At 66.6% G+C, this 13346-nt stretch carries 15 protein-coding genes; 11 read left to right on the forward strand and 4 right to left on the reverse strand.

The window, feature by feature from the left end:
* The first annotated feature begins 15 nt into the window (after nt 1–15).
* The 3 genes from E2E30_RS21155 to E2E30_RS18160 are packed head-to-tail and all read left to right on the forward strand — an operon-like array spanning nt 16 to nt 3781.
* A complete protein-coding gene (locus E2E30_RS21155) occupies nt 16–138 on the forward strand; it encodes a hypothetical protein (protein WP_272482937.1) in 123 nt (40 codons plus the stop codon).
* The gene (locus E2E30_RS18155) at nt 135–1403 is read left to right on the forward strand and encodes an MFS transporter (RefSeq protein WP_133191758.1); all 1269 of its coding nucleotides are present in this window, start codon (nt 135–137) and stop codon (nt 1401–1403) included. Before E2E30_RS21155 ends, E2E30_RS18155 begins: the two co-directional genes overlap by 4 nt.
* The gene (locus E2E30_RS18160; protein ID WP_133191759.1) at nt 1400–3781 is read left to right on the forward strand and encodes a glycoside hydrolase family 31 protein; all 2382 of its coding nucleotides are present in this window, start codon (nt 1400–1402) and stop codon (nt 3779–3781) included. Before E2E30_RS18155 ends, E2E30_RS18160 begins: the two co-directional genes overlap by 4 nt.
* 107 nt (nt 3782–3888) lie before the next feature.
* Here the strand turns inward: E2E30_RS18160 and E2E30_RS18165 are convergent, their stop codons facing one another.
* Nucleotides 3889–4560 (reverse strand): outer membrane protein, encoded by a 672-nt coding sequence (locus E2E30_RS18165; RefSeq protein WP_133191760.1) that lies wholly within the window; start codon nt 4558–4560, stop codon nt 3889–3891.
* Between the two features lie 518 nt (nt 4561–5078).
* Nucleotides 5079–5549, reverse strand: coding sequence for a hypothetical protein (locus E2E30_RS20845; RefSeq protein ID WP_165954561.1), 471 nt, complete (start codon nt 5547–5549; stop codon nt 5079–5081).
* 67 nt (nt 5550–5616) lie between these two features.
* Here E2E30_RS20845 and E2E30_RS18175 point away from each other — a divergent pair, with 67 nt between their 5' ends.
* On the forward strand, nt 5617–5946 hold the full coding sequence (locus E2E30_RS18175; protein WP_165954562.1) for a hypothetical protein: 330 nt from the start codon (nt 5617–5619) through the stop codon (nt 5944–5946).
* Nucleotides 5947–6127: 181 nt separating this feature from the next.
* On the forward strand, nt 6128–6553 hold the full coding sequence (locus E2E30_RS18180; RefSeq protein ID WP_133192186.1) for a pyridoxamine 5'-phosphate oxidase family protein: 426 nt from the start codon (nt 6128–6130) through the stop codon (nt 6551–6553).
* A 9-nt stretch (nt 6554–6562) separates the two neighbouring features.
* Here the strand turns inward: E2E30_RS18180 and E2E30_RS18185 are convergent, their stop codons facing one another.
* Both E2E30_RS18185 and E2E30_RS18190 read right to left on the reverse strand, forming a co-directional pair.
* Complete coding sequence (locus E2E30_RS18185) at nt 6563–7450, reverse strand: DUF4886 domain-containing protein (protein ID WP_133191763.1); 888 nt, start codon at nt 7448–7450, stop codon at nt 6563–6565.
* A 122-nt stretch (nt 7451–7572) separates the two neighbouring features.
* A complete protein-coding gene (locus E2E30_RS18190; RefSeq protein WP_133192187.1) occupies nt 7573–7836 on the reverse strand; it encodes a DksA/TraR family C4-type zinc finger protein in 264 nt (87 codons plus the stop codon).
* Between the two features lie 145 nt (nt 7837–7981).
* On the opposite strand from E2E30_RS18190, the gene E2E30_RS18195 reads away from it, so the two are divergent.
* The 6 genes from E2E30_RS18195 (at nt 7982) to E2E30_RS18220 (ending at nt 13338) form a co-directional block, all read left to right on the forward strand.
* Entirely contained in the window at nt 7982–8263 is a 282-nt protein-coding gene (locus E2E30_RS18195; protein WP_133191764.1) for a CsbD family protein, read from the forward strand.
* A 52-nt stretch (nt 8264–8315) separates the two neighbouring features.
* Nucleotides 8316–8603 (forward strand): hypothetical protein, encoded by a 288-nt coding sequence (locus E2E30_RS18200; RefSeq protein ID WP_240698981.1) that lies wholly within the window; start codon nt 8316–8318, stop codon nt 8601–8603.
* A 129-nt stretch (nt 8604–8732) separates the two neighbouring features.
* The gene (locus tag E2E30_RS18205; protein WP_133191765.1) at nt 8733–9824 is read left to right on the forward strand and encodes an extracellular catalytic domain type 1 short-chain-length polyhydroxyalkanoate depolymerase; all 1092 of its coding nucleotides are present in this window, start codon (nt 8733–8735) and stop codon (nt 9822–9824) included.
* Nucleotides 9825–9896: 72 nt separating this feature from the next.
* Entirely contained in the window at nt 9897–11411 is a 1515-nt protein-coding gene (locus tag E2E30_RS18210) for a cation:proton antiporter (protein ID WP_133191766.1), read from the forward strand.
* 65 nt (nt 11412–11476) lie between these two features.
* Nucleotides 11477–11932, forward strand: coding sequence for a DUF4126 domain-containing protein (locus E2E30_RS18215; protein ID WP_133191767.1), 456 nt, complete (start codon nt 11477–11479; stop codon nt 11930–11932).
* On the forward strand, nt 11929–13338 hold the full coding sequence (locus tag E2E30_RS18220) for an FAD-containing oxidoreductase (RefSeq protein WP_133191768.1): 1410 nt from the start codon (nt 11929–11931) through the stop codon (nt 13336–13338). Before E2E30_RS18215 ends, E2E30_RS18220 begins: the two co-directional genes overlap by 4 nt.
* Nucleotides 13339–13346 lie beyond the last annotated feature (8 nt).

The following is a 13346-nucleotide window of genomic DNA, read 5'->3' on the forward strand; positions in this document are numbered from 1 at the left end:
GGGGAGGGACGCATCGTGAAGATCCTGGACGCGCGCGTCATCGCCACCGCGTGGGGGCGAGATTTGGCTGCCGACACGCCACTTCCGGCGAAAGATCAGGACGCTCTGCACGGCATGGCGTGGACGCTGACCGCATGAAGATCCGGCGTCTGCGGTGGTGGATCGTCGGTTTGATTTGCGTCGGCACGATCGCCAACTATCTCGCCCGCAATTCGCTCGGCGTGCTCGCCCCGCAGCTGAAGGCGAGTTTCGCGATGTCGACGCAGCAATACAGCTATGTCGTCGGGGCGTTCCAGCTTGCCTACACCGTGATGCAGCCCGTCGCCGGCTATATCGTCGATCATTTCGGGCTGCGCGCTGGCTTCGCCTTTTTCGGTGTCGCCTGGTCGGCCGCGAACATGCTGAGCGCGCTGGCGGGCGGCTGGCTGAGCCTCGCTTTCTTCCGCGCCTTGCTCGGAATGAGCGAGGCGGCGGCGATCCCGTCGGGGATGAAGGCGATCGCCGAATGGTTTCCAGCGCGGGAGCGTTCGGTCGCGACGGGCTGGTTCAACGCCGGCACGTCGCTCGGCGCGCTGATCGCGCCGCCGATCGTCGTCGCGGTGACGCTGTGGGGCGACTGGCGGCTGGCCTTCGTCGTGACCGGCGCGGTCGGCCTGGTGTGGGCGGGTGCGTGGTACGCTTTCTATCGCTCGCCGAACGACCATCCGTCGATCACGCCCGAGGAACGCGCCATGATCGCGCAGGACCGCCCGCTCGTCCCGGCGCGCCGCGCGAGCGCGAAGGAGATCCTGGGCAGCGCGAAATTCTGGGTGATTGCGGTGCCACGCTTCCTCGCCGAACCCGCGTGGCAGACCTTCAGCTTCTGGATCCCGCTCTACCTCGCGACCGAGCGCGGGATGGATTTGAAGCAGATCGCCTTGTTCGCGTGGCTGCCGTTTCTAGCGGCGGATCTCGGCGGCGTGCTCGGCGGGTATCTGTCGCCGTTTTTCATCAAGCGCTTCGGGATGCGGCTGATCCCGTCACGCGTGCTCGGCATCAGCCTTGCCGCGGTGTTGATGATCGCGCCGGGCTGTATCGGCCTCGCCGCGAGCCCGTACACCGCGATCGCGCTGTTCTGCATCGGCGGCTTTGCGCACCAGATGATCTCGGTGCTGATCAACACGCTGTCGGCCGATGTCTTCACGCCCGAGGAAGTCGGCACCGCCAACGGGTTTGTCGGGCAGGCCGGCTGGATCGGCGGGCTGCTCTTCTCGCTGCTGATCGGTCAGCTGGCGGATACGGTCGGCTATGCGCCGTTGTTCGGCGCGCTCGCCGTGTTCGACCTGATCGGTGCAGCGGTGCTGATCGTCTTCGTCAGCCGCCTGACGTTACCCGAAGTGCCTGAGTCGAGGGAGTTGGCATGAGACGCGCCACGATCGCCAATCCGCCGCTGTTCGCGCTGACCGAGCGCGCGCGCGGACGGATCACGCTCACCGCCGATACTGGCGCGGTGGCGCATCTGTTCGTGCTCGAGGACGATATCGTCCGCCTCCTGCTGCTCGCGAACGGCACGGTGACGAGCCCGCCGAGCTGGGCGATCGCCGCGGGGGCCGAGGATATCGCGGAACCCGGGCGCGACCGGATGGACGTCGCGGGCTTCGCTTGCCCCGAGGCTTTGGTCGAGAAGACCGACGGCACGCTCGTCGTCGCGACCGCGCGGATCCGCGTGACGATCGCGCTCCACGGCTTGCACTGCCGCTGGGAACAGTATGACGGCGCGGCCTGGCAGCCGATCGCCGCCGACCGCCCGACCCAGGCGTATGATTTCGGCTGGTGGGACGGCCGCGCGCACCACTTTCTCGAGCGCCGCGCGGGCGATCGCCATTTTGCGCTGGGCGAACGCGCGGGCGCGATGGACCGCACCGGCCGCCGCTTTCGCCTCACCAGTCTCGATCCGATGGGCTATGACGCCGAACTGAGCGACCCGCTCTACAAGGCGATTCCCTACGTGCTCGTCGCCGATGCTGCCGGCCGCTGCCACGGCGAATTCCACGACACGCTCGCGCGCGTCACCTACGATTTTGGTCGCGAACTCGATAACTATCACGGGCCGTACCGCCACGTCGTCGCCGATCACGGTGATGTCGATCTGTGGATGATCGCTGGCCCCGACCCGCTCGCGGTGACCAAACGGTTTACCTGGCTGACCGGGCGCCCCGCGCTGATGCCGGCCTGGTCGCTCGGCTATTCGGGCTCGACGATGACCTACACCGATGCGCCCGATGCCGCCGTGCAGATGCAGAGCTTCACCGCCAAGCTCGCCGAGCATGACATCGGCTGTACGTCGTTTCATCTGTCGTCGGGCTACACCTCGATCGGCGACAAGCGCTACGTCTTCCACTGGAACCGCGACAAGTTTCCCGATCCCGCCGCCTTCGTCAAAAGCTATGCCGATGCGGGCGTGCGGCTCGTCCCCAACATCAAGCCGGCGATGCTGCTCGATCATCCGCTGATCGACGAGGTGCGCGAAGGCGGTTTGCTGGTCGCGGACGCGGATGGCGTGGAAACCCAGGCGCAATTCTGGGACGCGCCCGGCGTCTACCTCGACTTCACCAACCCGGCGACTGCGGCGTGGTGGAAGGCGCAGGTGACGACAGCACTGCTCGACACCGGCATCGAAGCGACATGGAACGACAATAACGAATATGAAGTGTGGGACACGCGCGCGCGGATCCACGGCTTCGGCACCCCGCGCGCGGCGGCCGAAGCGCTGCCGCTGCAGGCGTTGCTGATGATGCGCGCGTCGCGTGCCGCGCAGATCGCGCATGCGCCGGGCAGGCGGCCCTATGTCGTGACGCGGTCGGGGATGACCGGCCTGCAGCGCTACGCACAGACTTGGTCGGGCGACAATCGCACCGACTGGAAGACGCTGCGCTACAATCTCAAAATGGGCCTAGGGCTCGCGCTTTCGGGGATCTCGAACAGTGGCCACGATGTCGGTGGCTTTGCCGGACCGCCGCCCGATGCCGAACTGCTGGTGCGTTGGGTACAAGCCGGCGTGCTGATGCCGCGATTCAGCATCCACAGCTGGAACGACGACCGCAGCGTCAACGAACCGTGGATGCATGCCGAGGCGCTCCCCGCGATCCAGCGTTTGATGGCGTTGCGGCAGACGTTGCTGCCGTTCTTCGGCGATCTCCTGCTGCGCTACAGCCATGATTTCGAGCCGATCGTCCGGCCGGTATGGCTCGATCATCCCGGCGATGCGGCGGCCTGGATCGACGGCGACGACCATATGCTCGGGCGCGACGTGCTCGCGGCGATCGTCGTCGAGCACGGTGCCGCGACGCGCACCGTGCGGCTTCCGGGGCGCGACGATTGGTACGACGTGTGGAGCGGGACGCGCCATGCCGGCGGCGCCGTGATCGAGGTCGACGCGCCGCTTGCGGGCAATCCGCCGCTGTTCGCGCGCGCCGGTTCGGCGATGTTCGTCGATCTTGCGCAGGGCGGCTTCGCGCCCGCGCCACGCGATCGCGGGTTGTGGCTGTTCCCGCCAGTCGGGGAGGGCGATTTTACCGTCAGCGCCTTTGAGGATGACGAAACACGCGAAGAACCGCGCGTTTGGCGCATTACAGGGCAGTGTACCGCCGACGCGATCACGCTCACCATCGATGCCGCCGATGCGTATCCGCTGACGATCGTGCTTCCACACGGCGAGGAGCGGGGCGTGGCTATTCCCGGTGCGCGCATCGAGGAGCGGCACGACGTCACTGGCCGGCGCGCGCTCCGCATCACCGGCTGATTCCGCTCGCGTCGCTGCGCCAACGAAAACGGGCGCTCTCTTGCGAGAGCGCCCGTCGACGTGATCTGATCCGGGCAACGGCGTGATCGCCGCTGCCCGACTGGACCTTATTTGAAGCGGAGGCCGACGCCGCCCATGATGCGCTGACGCGACGTGTGGTCCGAATACTGCGAATAGACGTACTGCGCCGAAACGTAGAGGCCCGAGAGCGGACCCGAGAAGCGGCTGCCCATGCCGTATTCGACGCCACCACCGAGCTGATAGCCGTCGGTCGAGTAACGATCGTAGAAGCTGCGACCGGCGACGGGCGAGGTGAAGCGCTTGCGCTGCTGGTTGTTCACATAGCCGCCCTTACCAAAGATAAGGAACTGCGGGGTCGCCTGGATGCCCGCGCGGACGCCAACGCCCAGTTCCTCGAACGACTTGGTGCACAGCGCGCCGCCGGCGGCACCGGTGCAGTTCTCGCTCCAGTTGTTCGAACGCCAGTAGGTCGCTTCCGGACCGACGACGAAACGCTCGCCGAGCTGGCCGTCAAAGCCGACCGACGCGCCGTAGCCGAACTTGTCGCGGTGCACGCCCTGCGACTGGAAGCGATCGCCACCGAAATTGCCTTCGACGCGGAAGCCGCGGAAGCTGCCCGAGGTGCTCTTGGCTGCTGCCTCGGCGGGGGTTGCTGCCGTGGTGTCCTGCGTTGCCATCGGTGCGGCGGCGTCCTGCGCGAGCGCGGGAACGGCCGAAAGGAGGGTCGCTGCGAGCGACGCGGTGAGAAGTTTGTACATGGATGAGCCTCTGAAATGCTGACAAGTGGCGGTTCAACCCGGCGGGAACGTCAGAGTTCCTCGGTCGAAGCGCGATGGTTTGGGTGTGTGACTTTATGGCAACGGTCTCGTTGATCGACCGTATCCGTGACGTCGGCGCTCTTCTCCGGGAGCGCTGCGGCGTGGCCATATGCGCAAAGACCCGCAAAATCGAGTCGACATTTGATCGTGTCGTGTCGGCCGAATGCGCGAAGGCGAATAAAAAATTTCCGACCGACAGCGTCGCGTTACGAGAACGCACTGTGCTCCGGCGCCTGATCGGGAGGACCGCCGGGGGGCGGGTTGGGGTGTCGAAGATGTTTTCTATTCACCAAGACATCAGGCCATTTTGGGCGGGTCCTGCGCTTCCCCATGCTCTGGCTCGGTCGCTGGTGTTGATATGGTAAAAATACAATGTGCGTCGACGTCGTCATTTTCAGGGCGGTAGGATCTTAACAAACAAAGCATTTATCTCTCATGGGGGAATCAGATTGGTAATCTTACGATATTTCAAAGTATCGGTTTTCGGCATTAACCATTCTCTTGCTTAGGCAAGGGATCAGGCGATGCAAGAAATGTACATTGGCAGCGCGCTGTGCGAGGTTACGCCTGGCGGAGAATTGATGCTGCCGCGCCGCTTCTTCGAAACTTCGCGATCGCGCTGCATCGACGAATTCCTGTTCATTGGCCTGCACGAGGAATCTCCCTGCCTCATCGCGTTTGATCGGGTCTACGTCCTGCAACGCCAGTTCGAAATTGCCGAGCGGTTCGCCAAATCTCCGCGCGCATTTCACGATCACCATCAGCTGCGCCGGACCTATGGTTTTGTCGATACGGCGCCCCTCGCGCCCGACGGGATGTTGCAGCTTCCCGCGACGATGCGCGAGCGCGGCGGGATCGGGACTGCGGCTCTGCTGGTAGCGAGCGGCGCGTGCTTCGAGCTTTGGGATCTCGAAAGCGTGCTCGCGCATGGGCCGTCGGACCTCGTCACGCTCGCAGCGTTGTTACAAACCCATCAGGTCACCAAGGAGGTCACTCATGGCGATATTGTGTCTGCTGCTCGGCCATGTGCCGGCGCTCAATCTGCAACGCAATCAACGCTTCGCGTTCAGCCATTGCCTCCGCTGTCGCCGCGACATGATCCGGTCGGACGGCCGCGGCGCAGCGGATGACCTCGCCTCGCGCTGGCGGCGCGTGCCGCCAGGAATGCGCGTGCGGCGGGCGCGGAGCGTTTCGGTCACGGGCCAACCGGGGTCGGGCGCGCCGGATCTGCTGCGTATCGGTGCGATCGCGCTCTATTGGAAAGCGCAGGACTCGCTCCGCCCGCGCCCGAAACGCGCGCGGATCCTGCGGCTTACCGCGCAATGAGCGTCAGGCGCCTTTTGCGCGATCGGGATAGTTTCCGGGTTTCACGGGGGTGACGGTGGGTCGATTGTCGACGTCCGCTGCTCGCGCCCGGCGCCCGGCCCGTTTTGCTCGAGACGATCGCGGAACCCGCGTCGCTACGGCCGGTTATCCTGTCAAACCAGCAGGAGAGCCGCCAGTGACGATGACCCTAAAGGATCTTGCCGCAGCGATGCGCAAGATCGACTTCACGATGCTGACGACGGTTGCGCCCGATGGTGGTCTCGCCGCGCGACCGATGAGCAACAATGCCGATGTCGATTATGACGGCGACAGCTACTTCTTTGCGCTTGATGACACGCATAGCGTCCACGAGATTGCGGCAAACCCCAAGGTCGGGTTGACGCTGCACGGCAATTCGGGGCTACTCGGCAAGCCGCCGCTGTTCATCGCCGTGGCTGGCCAGGCCGAACTGATCCGCGACAAAGCGGTGTTCGCGAAGCATTGGAATCCCGATCTCGAGCGCTGGTTTGCACAGGGTGTCGACACGCCGGGCCTCGTGCTGATCAAGGTCCACGCCCAACGGGTGCATTACTGGAACGGCGAGGATCAGGGCGAAGTCCGCCCCTAGCCGCTTCGGCTAGCGTCGCGGACGGCCTTCGGCAGCGAGCTGGTCGTGCGCGACGCGTTGCAGCGCGGTCGCCTGCGCGGGGGACAGGCCAAGCTCGTCGGCGGCGCTTTCATCCTTGCCGAGCGTCAGCGGGTCGACCCCGGTGATCCGGCCGAACACGACCAGCGCTTCGAGATAATAGCCATAGACGCTCGCATGATACTGGTCGTAGCTCCACAGATCGAGCTTGCCGAACGCCACGCCGTCATAGGGGTTGGCGTCGGCTACGCCGGTCTGGATCGCGCGATTCCACGCCTCGCCGACCGGTAACACGCCCGACACGCCGCGTGTCGCCGCCCGCACGCGATTGGCGGCGGCGCGCAGATCGAGCGCCATCGCGGTGACGGGGCGGCCGTACCAGTGACCCTTGGGGCGATAGGTCTCGTCGGCTCGGCTCCACGTCGCCATCAATTCGATCTGCACCGCCGGATTATAGCCGTGGAACAGCGCCACCAGACGCGGCACGCTGCGCAGATAGCTGCTCGCATCACCCGGCCGTTCGCGGTCGAGCGTGCTGAATTCCTGCAGCACGACGACATCCCAGGCGCGCTCGAACAAGGCACGGCGTTCATCGAAATGGAACGCCAGCGACTGGCCGCCCTGCGTCTCGAGGCTGACCGCGTAATTGAGCCCGGCCTCCTCGGTGAATTCCTTGAACAAGGCCGGCACGCCGCCATAACCGTCGCGATTGAGATCGACGACGCTGCCGGCATGCCAGTTGCGCACCGGCGAATGGGCCCCTTGCGTGAAGCTGTTGCCGATAAACAGGATCGTGCGCTGCCGCGGCTGCGCTGCCGCTGGGGCAACCGCGCAGAGCGCCAGCAGCATGGCCAGCGCCTTCAAGCCGTTCATCGTCATCTCACCCCTTACCGTCGCCGATCGCGGTGTGGCCCTATCGGCAATGTCGCGCGCGACTGCAAACGCCGTTTCGCAGGGGGATGTTCGCGGCGATGGTGGAAGCGACCTGGGGATACGCGGGATCAGCGCAATTGGCTGTCCTTGCTGCCCCGCCGGTTGATACCGCCGCTGCGGATCTTTGCATCGCGTTCGGCCTGGCACGCGATGCAGGTGCGTGCACCGGGCAGCGCCTCGCGGCGCGCTTCGGGAATATCATCGCCGCATTGCTCGCAATAGCGCGCCGCTTCGCCCGCCAGAAGCTGCGCGCGCGCCGCCAAAACGGCGTCCGCCACCGTATCGTCGATCTGATCCTGTACCGCGCCGTCCTGCGCCCAACCGTTCGCCATGTCCGTATCCCGTTGTCGATACGGAGAAATAGGAACGATGCGCGGCTTTTCCAGCGCAGTGCGGCGGTGGATGGACCTTCTATGCCAAATGCTCGTTATCGCCGCACGCGCGCCAAGACCGGCAGAGCGCATGGAAAGGTCAGTTATGAATAGCACGTCGTTCAAGGGTGAAGCTCAGGATCTCGGTGGCACCATCAAGGAAGCCGCAGGCAAGCTGACGGGTGACACCTCGCTGCAGGGCTCGGGCGTCGCCGACCAGGTCGTCGGGAATGCCAAGCAGGTTGCCGGCGCGGCGATGGACGCCGTCTCGAACCCCGGCCCGCTGGTCGACAAGGTCCGCACCTTCGCGCGCGACCGGCCGTATGCTACGGCAGCCTTGGTCGGCGTGCTAGGCCTCGCCGTGATGAACACGCTGCGCGGCAAGTAATGCCAGGTCGCCATCGTGCCGCTCGGGCACGGTGGCGACACGCTCCTTGGGGATGAAGACAATCGAACGACAGATCTTGAGTGAAATCGATCGCCTCGTGCCTTCCGGCCTTATCGAGCAATGGGCGATGCATCTGCGCCGCCAACGCTCGCGCGCAAGCGATGCGCTCTGGCTGATCGAAAACGGCTTCTCGGTTCATGACGGTCGCAATGGCATTCCCACCGAAGACGTGACCGAACGCCATCGGCACGAGCTCGAAACGACCATCGCCGAAGTCGGCCGGCTGCTCGCCCAATACGACGCCATCAATTTGCGCGGCTGTCCTGATCCGACCGAATAATCGGCGATCGCGGTGTGGGTGGCCCATCCACTGCGACGTATTTCCAAACCTTTGTTATTGTGCAGTGCAGCATAATCCCTATCTTCAAGGACCGGCCAGCACCTGCAGGCGTTACCCAAGAGGCCGATCATGCGGCGCATTTCAGACACTATCGCGCGCATGGCGGCGCATCCCTACGCGCCCCATCCCCCTGAAGTGCCGAGCCGCCTCGCGTCGCTCGAGAATTTCGGAAGCAATCCCGGCGCGCTCGCGGCGCATTGCTATCTCCCCCCCGATTTGCGCCCGAATGCGCCGCTGGTCGTCGTGTTGCACGGCTGCACGCAGAATGCCGCGGGCTACGATCAAGGCAGCGGCTGGTCGACGCTGGCCGATCGCGCGGGGTTTGCGCTGCTGTATCCCGAACAGCGCCGCGCCAATAACATGAACCTGTGCTTCAACTGGTTCGAACGCAGCGACATCGCGCGCACGGGTGGTGAGGCCGAATCGATCGCGCAGATGATCGAGTCGATGGTCGCGACGCACCGCATCGATCGCAGCCGGATCTTCGTGACGGGTCTTTCGGCGGGTGGCGCGATGACGGCGGTAATGCTCGCCACCTATCCCGATCTGTTCGCGGCGGGCGCGATCATCGGGGGACTGCCCTATGGCGGCGCGACGAGCATGTTGCAGGCGCTCGACCGGATGCGCGGCCACGGTGCCGACAGTGCAGCCGTTGCGGCAGATGTGGTGCGCGGTGCTGCGCCTGGCGTGGCGCAGCGGCTTCCCGCCGTGTCGATCTGGCACGGCGATGCCGATCGTACCGTCGTCCCCGCCAATGCCGACCAACTCGCCGATCAATGGCGGACCGTGCACGGCCTGCCCGACGCACCGAGCGAGACGAAGACCGGCGCGACCTGGCAAAAGCGCGTGTGGCGCGATTCATCGGGGCGCGCCGCGGTCGAGCAGTGGAATGTCGCGGGGATGGGCCACGGCGTGCCGATCGATCCATCGGGGCCCGAGCAGCTGGGGCAGGCCGGTCCCTATATGCTCGATGTCGGGCTTTCGAGCAGCCGGATGATCGCCGATGCCTGGGGATTGACGGGCGAGGCGCAGGCGACGCGGCCGAACGATCGGACGACCAGAAGACCCGCCGGACGGGGAACGCCGCAGCCCGAGGATTCGGCAAACGCGGTGCAGGCGATCATCGCGCGTGCGCTGCGCGCTGCGGGCCTGCTTCATTAAGCGGCGCGGGCTGCGCGCCGCGTCGGTTGCGCCGGGCCTGACACGGCGCGCGCGGCTTGATACGCTCGCGCCATGACCTTTTTCGAAAGCCTGTTGGCGTTGCTGTTCGCAGCGATCGTCTCGCTCCAGGCAGCGCGGCGGCTGAATCTGCCGTATCCCGCGATTCTCGCGCTCGGCGGCGTGGTCATCGCCTTCGTTCCGGGTGCGCCGACGATCGCGATCGACCCCGGTACGGTGCTTGCGCTGTTCATTGCGCCGGTGCTGCTCGACGCGGCGTTCGATTTTCCGCTCCATGCGGCCAAGCGCTTGTGGCGCCCGCTGTCGATCCTCGCGGTCGGGGCGATCCTCGTCACTACTGCGACCGTCGCGTGGATCGGCGTCGCGTTCGTCGGCCTGCCGCTCGCCGCGGCGGTGGCGCTCGGGGCGATCGTCGCGCCGCCCGATGCAGCGGCGGCGACCGCGGTGCTCGGCACGGTCTCGCTCCCCAAGCGCACGATCGCGGTGTTGAAGGGCGAGAGCCTGTTCAACGATGCGACGGCGCTGCTGTTGTTCGGCGCGGCGCTCGCTGTGCAGGCGAATGGCGGCTTCGGCTCGGGGGTCGCGCTGCAGCTCGCGTTCGCGGCGCCCGGCGGGATCGTGTTCGGCATTGCCAGCGCGTTCGTGTTCCAGTGGCTGGGCAAGTTCGTCGCGGGGACACTCGGCGGCAACATCCTGCAATTCATCAACGCCTTCGCGGTGTGGATCGTCGCCGAGCATCTGCACCTCTCGCCCGTGCTCGCGGTGGTCGGCTGCGCGATGACGATCGCGCGGTCGGGCGGCAGCGGGTCGCCGCGGATGCGCGTCCACAGCTTCGCGGTGTGGGCGACCGTGGTGTTCCTGTTCAACGTGCTCGCTTTCCTGCTGATGGGGATGCAGGCGCGGCTGATCGTGGGGCGGATGACGGCAGCGCATTTGTGGGATTCGCTCGCGGTCGCCGGCGTCGTGATCCTCGCGGTAATCGGCGCGCGGATCGTCGTCGTGATGGCGTGGAACCTGCTCGCGCGGCGCTTTGCGGCTGTGCGCGGCGATCTCACCCCGCCGACGCTGGCGCAGGGTGTGTTCGTCTCGTGGTGCGGGATGCGCGGGCTGATCACGCTCGCGACCGCCTTTGCGCTGCCGGCGAACTTCCCGCAGCGCGATGTCGTGGTGCTCACCGCCTTTGCGGTCGTGCTCGCGACGCTGATCGTCCAGGGAATGACGCTTGCGCCGCTGATCCGCTGGCTCGGGCTCGACTCGGTCGACGATGTCGACCGCGAACTCGCCGATGCGCGGCGCGATCTGGCGGCGGCGGGCGCCGCGGCGCTCGACGGTGCGCCGGGGCGCGATCCCGAGCAGTTCCGCTATGCCTATGCGCTGTTCGGCACTTCGGCGGAGAAGCCCTATCGCAAGGTCGGCCTCACGGGGATCGCTGCCGAGCGCGAACGGCTCGAGGCGCTGCGAGTCGACGACGCGATCGGCGACGAGAGCTATTATCGCCTGCAGGAAGAAATCGACTGGCGCGAACTCTCGCTGCTCCCCGAGGGCGAGCGCCGCATCGAGGAAAGCTAGGACTCGTTTGACCGCGCGCGGCGCGCATGGGAGGGACAGGCCTTCTCTCGCGCAGGACTCGCTTTATGATCGTGCTCGCGTTCCTGATCGGTATCGTCGCGGGGTCGCGTACGATGCTCGCGCCCGCGGCGATCGCCTGGGCCGCCGCCGCGCGCGGGCTGGCGCTCGAGGGCAGCTGGCTCGCCTTTTTCGGCTGGCGCTTCACGCCGTGGATCGCGTCGCTGCTCGCGCTCGGTGAGTGCGTCGGCGATGTCTTGCCGACCACGCCGAGCCGGAAACTGGCTGGACCGTTCGGCGCGCGGCTGGTGAGCGGCGGGGTGTCGGGCGCGGCGATCGGCGTGGCGAGCGCGATGCCGCTGGTCGGGCTCGGGCTTGGGCTGCTCGGCGCGGTGGTCGGCACGCTCGGCGGGGCCGCGCTGCGCACGCGCCTGGCACTGGCATTCGGGCGAGACCTTCCGGCCGCGCTCACCGAAGACGCCATCGCGCTCGCGCTGGCCGTCGCCGTGGTCTTCGCGCTGTGACCCGCGCGTTCGACGCGATCATCGTCGGCGCCGGGCAGGCCGGGCCGCCGCTCGCCGGGCGGCTCACCGCGGCGGGCATGACCGTGGCGCTGATCGAGCGCAAGCTCGTCGGCGGAACGTGCGTCAACACCGGCTGCATGCCGACCAAGACGCTCGTGGCGAGCGCCTATGCTGCGCATCTCGCGCGCCGTGCCGCCGATTTCGGGGTGCAGGTCGGGCCAGTCACGATCGACATGCCCGCGGTGGCGGCGCGTGCGCACAAGGTGACGCTCGACGCGCGTGGCGGCAACGAGCGCTGGCTCGAAAAGATGGAGCGGCTGACGTTTCTCCGCGGCCATGCGCGCCTGACCGGGCCGACCACCGTAGAGGTCGATGGGGAGGCGCTCTCGGCGCCGCGGATCTTCCTCAACGTCGGCGGTCGCGCCGCGGTGCCCGACATGCCGGGGGTCGGCGATGTGCCGCATCTCGACAATACCGACATGGTCGCGCTGGCGCATGTGCCCGAGCATCTCGTGATCGTCGGTGGCAGCTATATCGGCCTCGAATTCGCGCAGATGTACCGCCGCTTCGGCGCGGCTGTAACCGTCGTCGAGCGCGGCGATCGCGTGATCGCGCGCGAGGATCCGGAGATTTCCGATGCGGTCCGCCAGATCCTCGAGGACGAAGGGATTGCCGTGCGCGCGGGGGCGACCTGCATCGGCTTTGCGCCGCACGACGCCGGGGTGGCGGTCTCGGTCGATTGCCATGACGGCGCGCCCGTCGTGGTCGGGAGTCATGTCCTGCTCGCGGTCGGGCGGCGGCCCAATACCGACGATCTCGGGCTCGATGCGGCAGGCGTGAAGACCGACGCGCACGGCTATATCACTGTCGATGACGGTTTGCAGACGAATGTCCGCGGCATCTGGGCGCTCGGCGATTGCAACGGGCGCGGTGCCTTCACGCATACGGCGTATAACGATTTCGAGATCGTCGCCGCCAATCTGCTCGACGGCGAGGACCGTAAGGTCAGCGACCGGATCCCGGGTTATGCGCTCTATATCGATCCGCCGCTCGGGCGCGTCGGCATGACGCAAACGCAGGCGGCGGAGACAGGCCGGCCGATCCTGGTGGCCAACCGCCCGATGACGCGCGTCGGCCGCGCGGTCGAAAAAGGCGAGACCAAGGGGATGATCAAGATCGTCGCCGACGCCGAGACCAAGCGTATCCTTGGCGCGGCGATCCTCGGGACAGGCGGCGACGAGGCGATCCACGGCATCCTCGACATGATGAACGCGGATCAGCCGATCGACGTGCTGCGCTGGGCGGTGCCGATCCATCCCACGGTCTCCGAACTGATCCCGACCGTGCTCGAAGGCCTCGCGCCGCCGAGCACGGATCCACAATCGCCGATCGGTAACGCCGCCTGACAGGCAGG

The sequence above is a fragment of the Sphingomonas sp. AAP5 genome, assembly GCF_004354345.1.
GTDB classification, from domain to species: domain Bacteria; phylum Pseudomonadota; class Alphaproteobacteria; order Sphingomonadales; family Sphingomonadaceae; genus Sphingomonas; species Sphingomonas glacialis.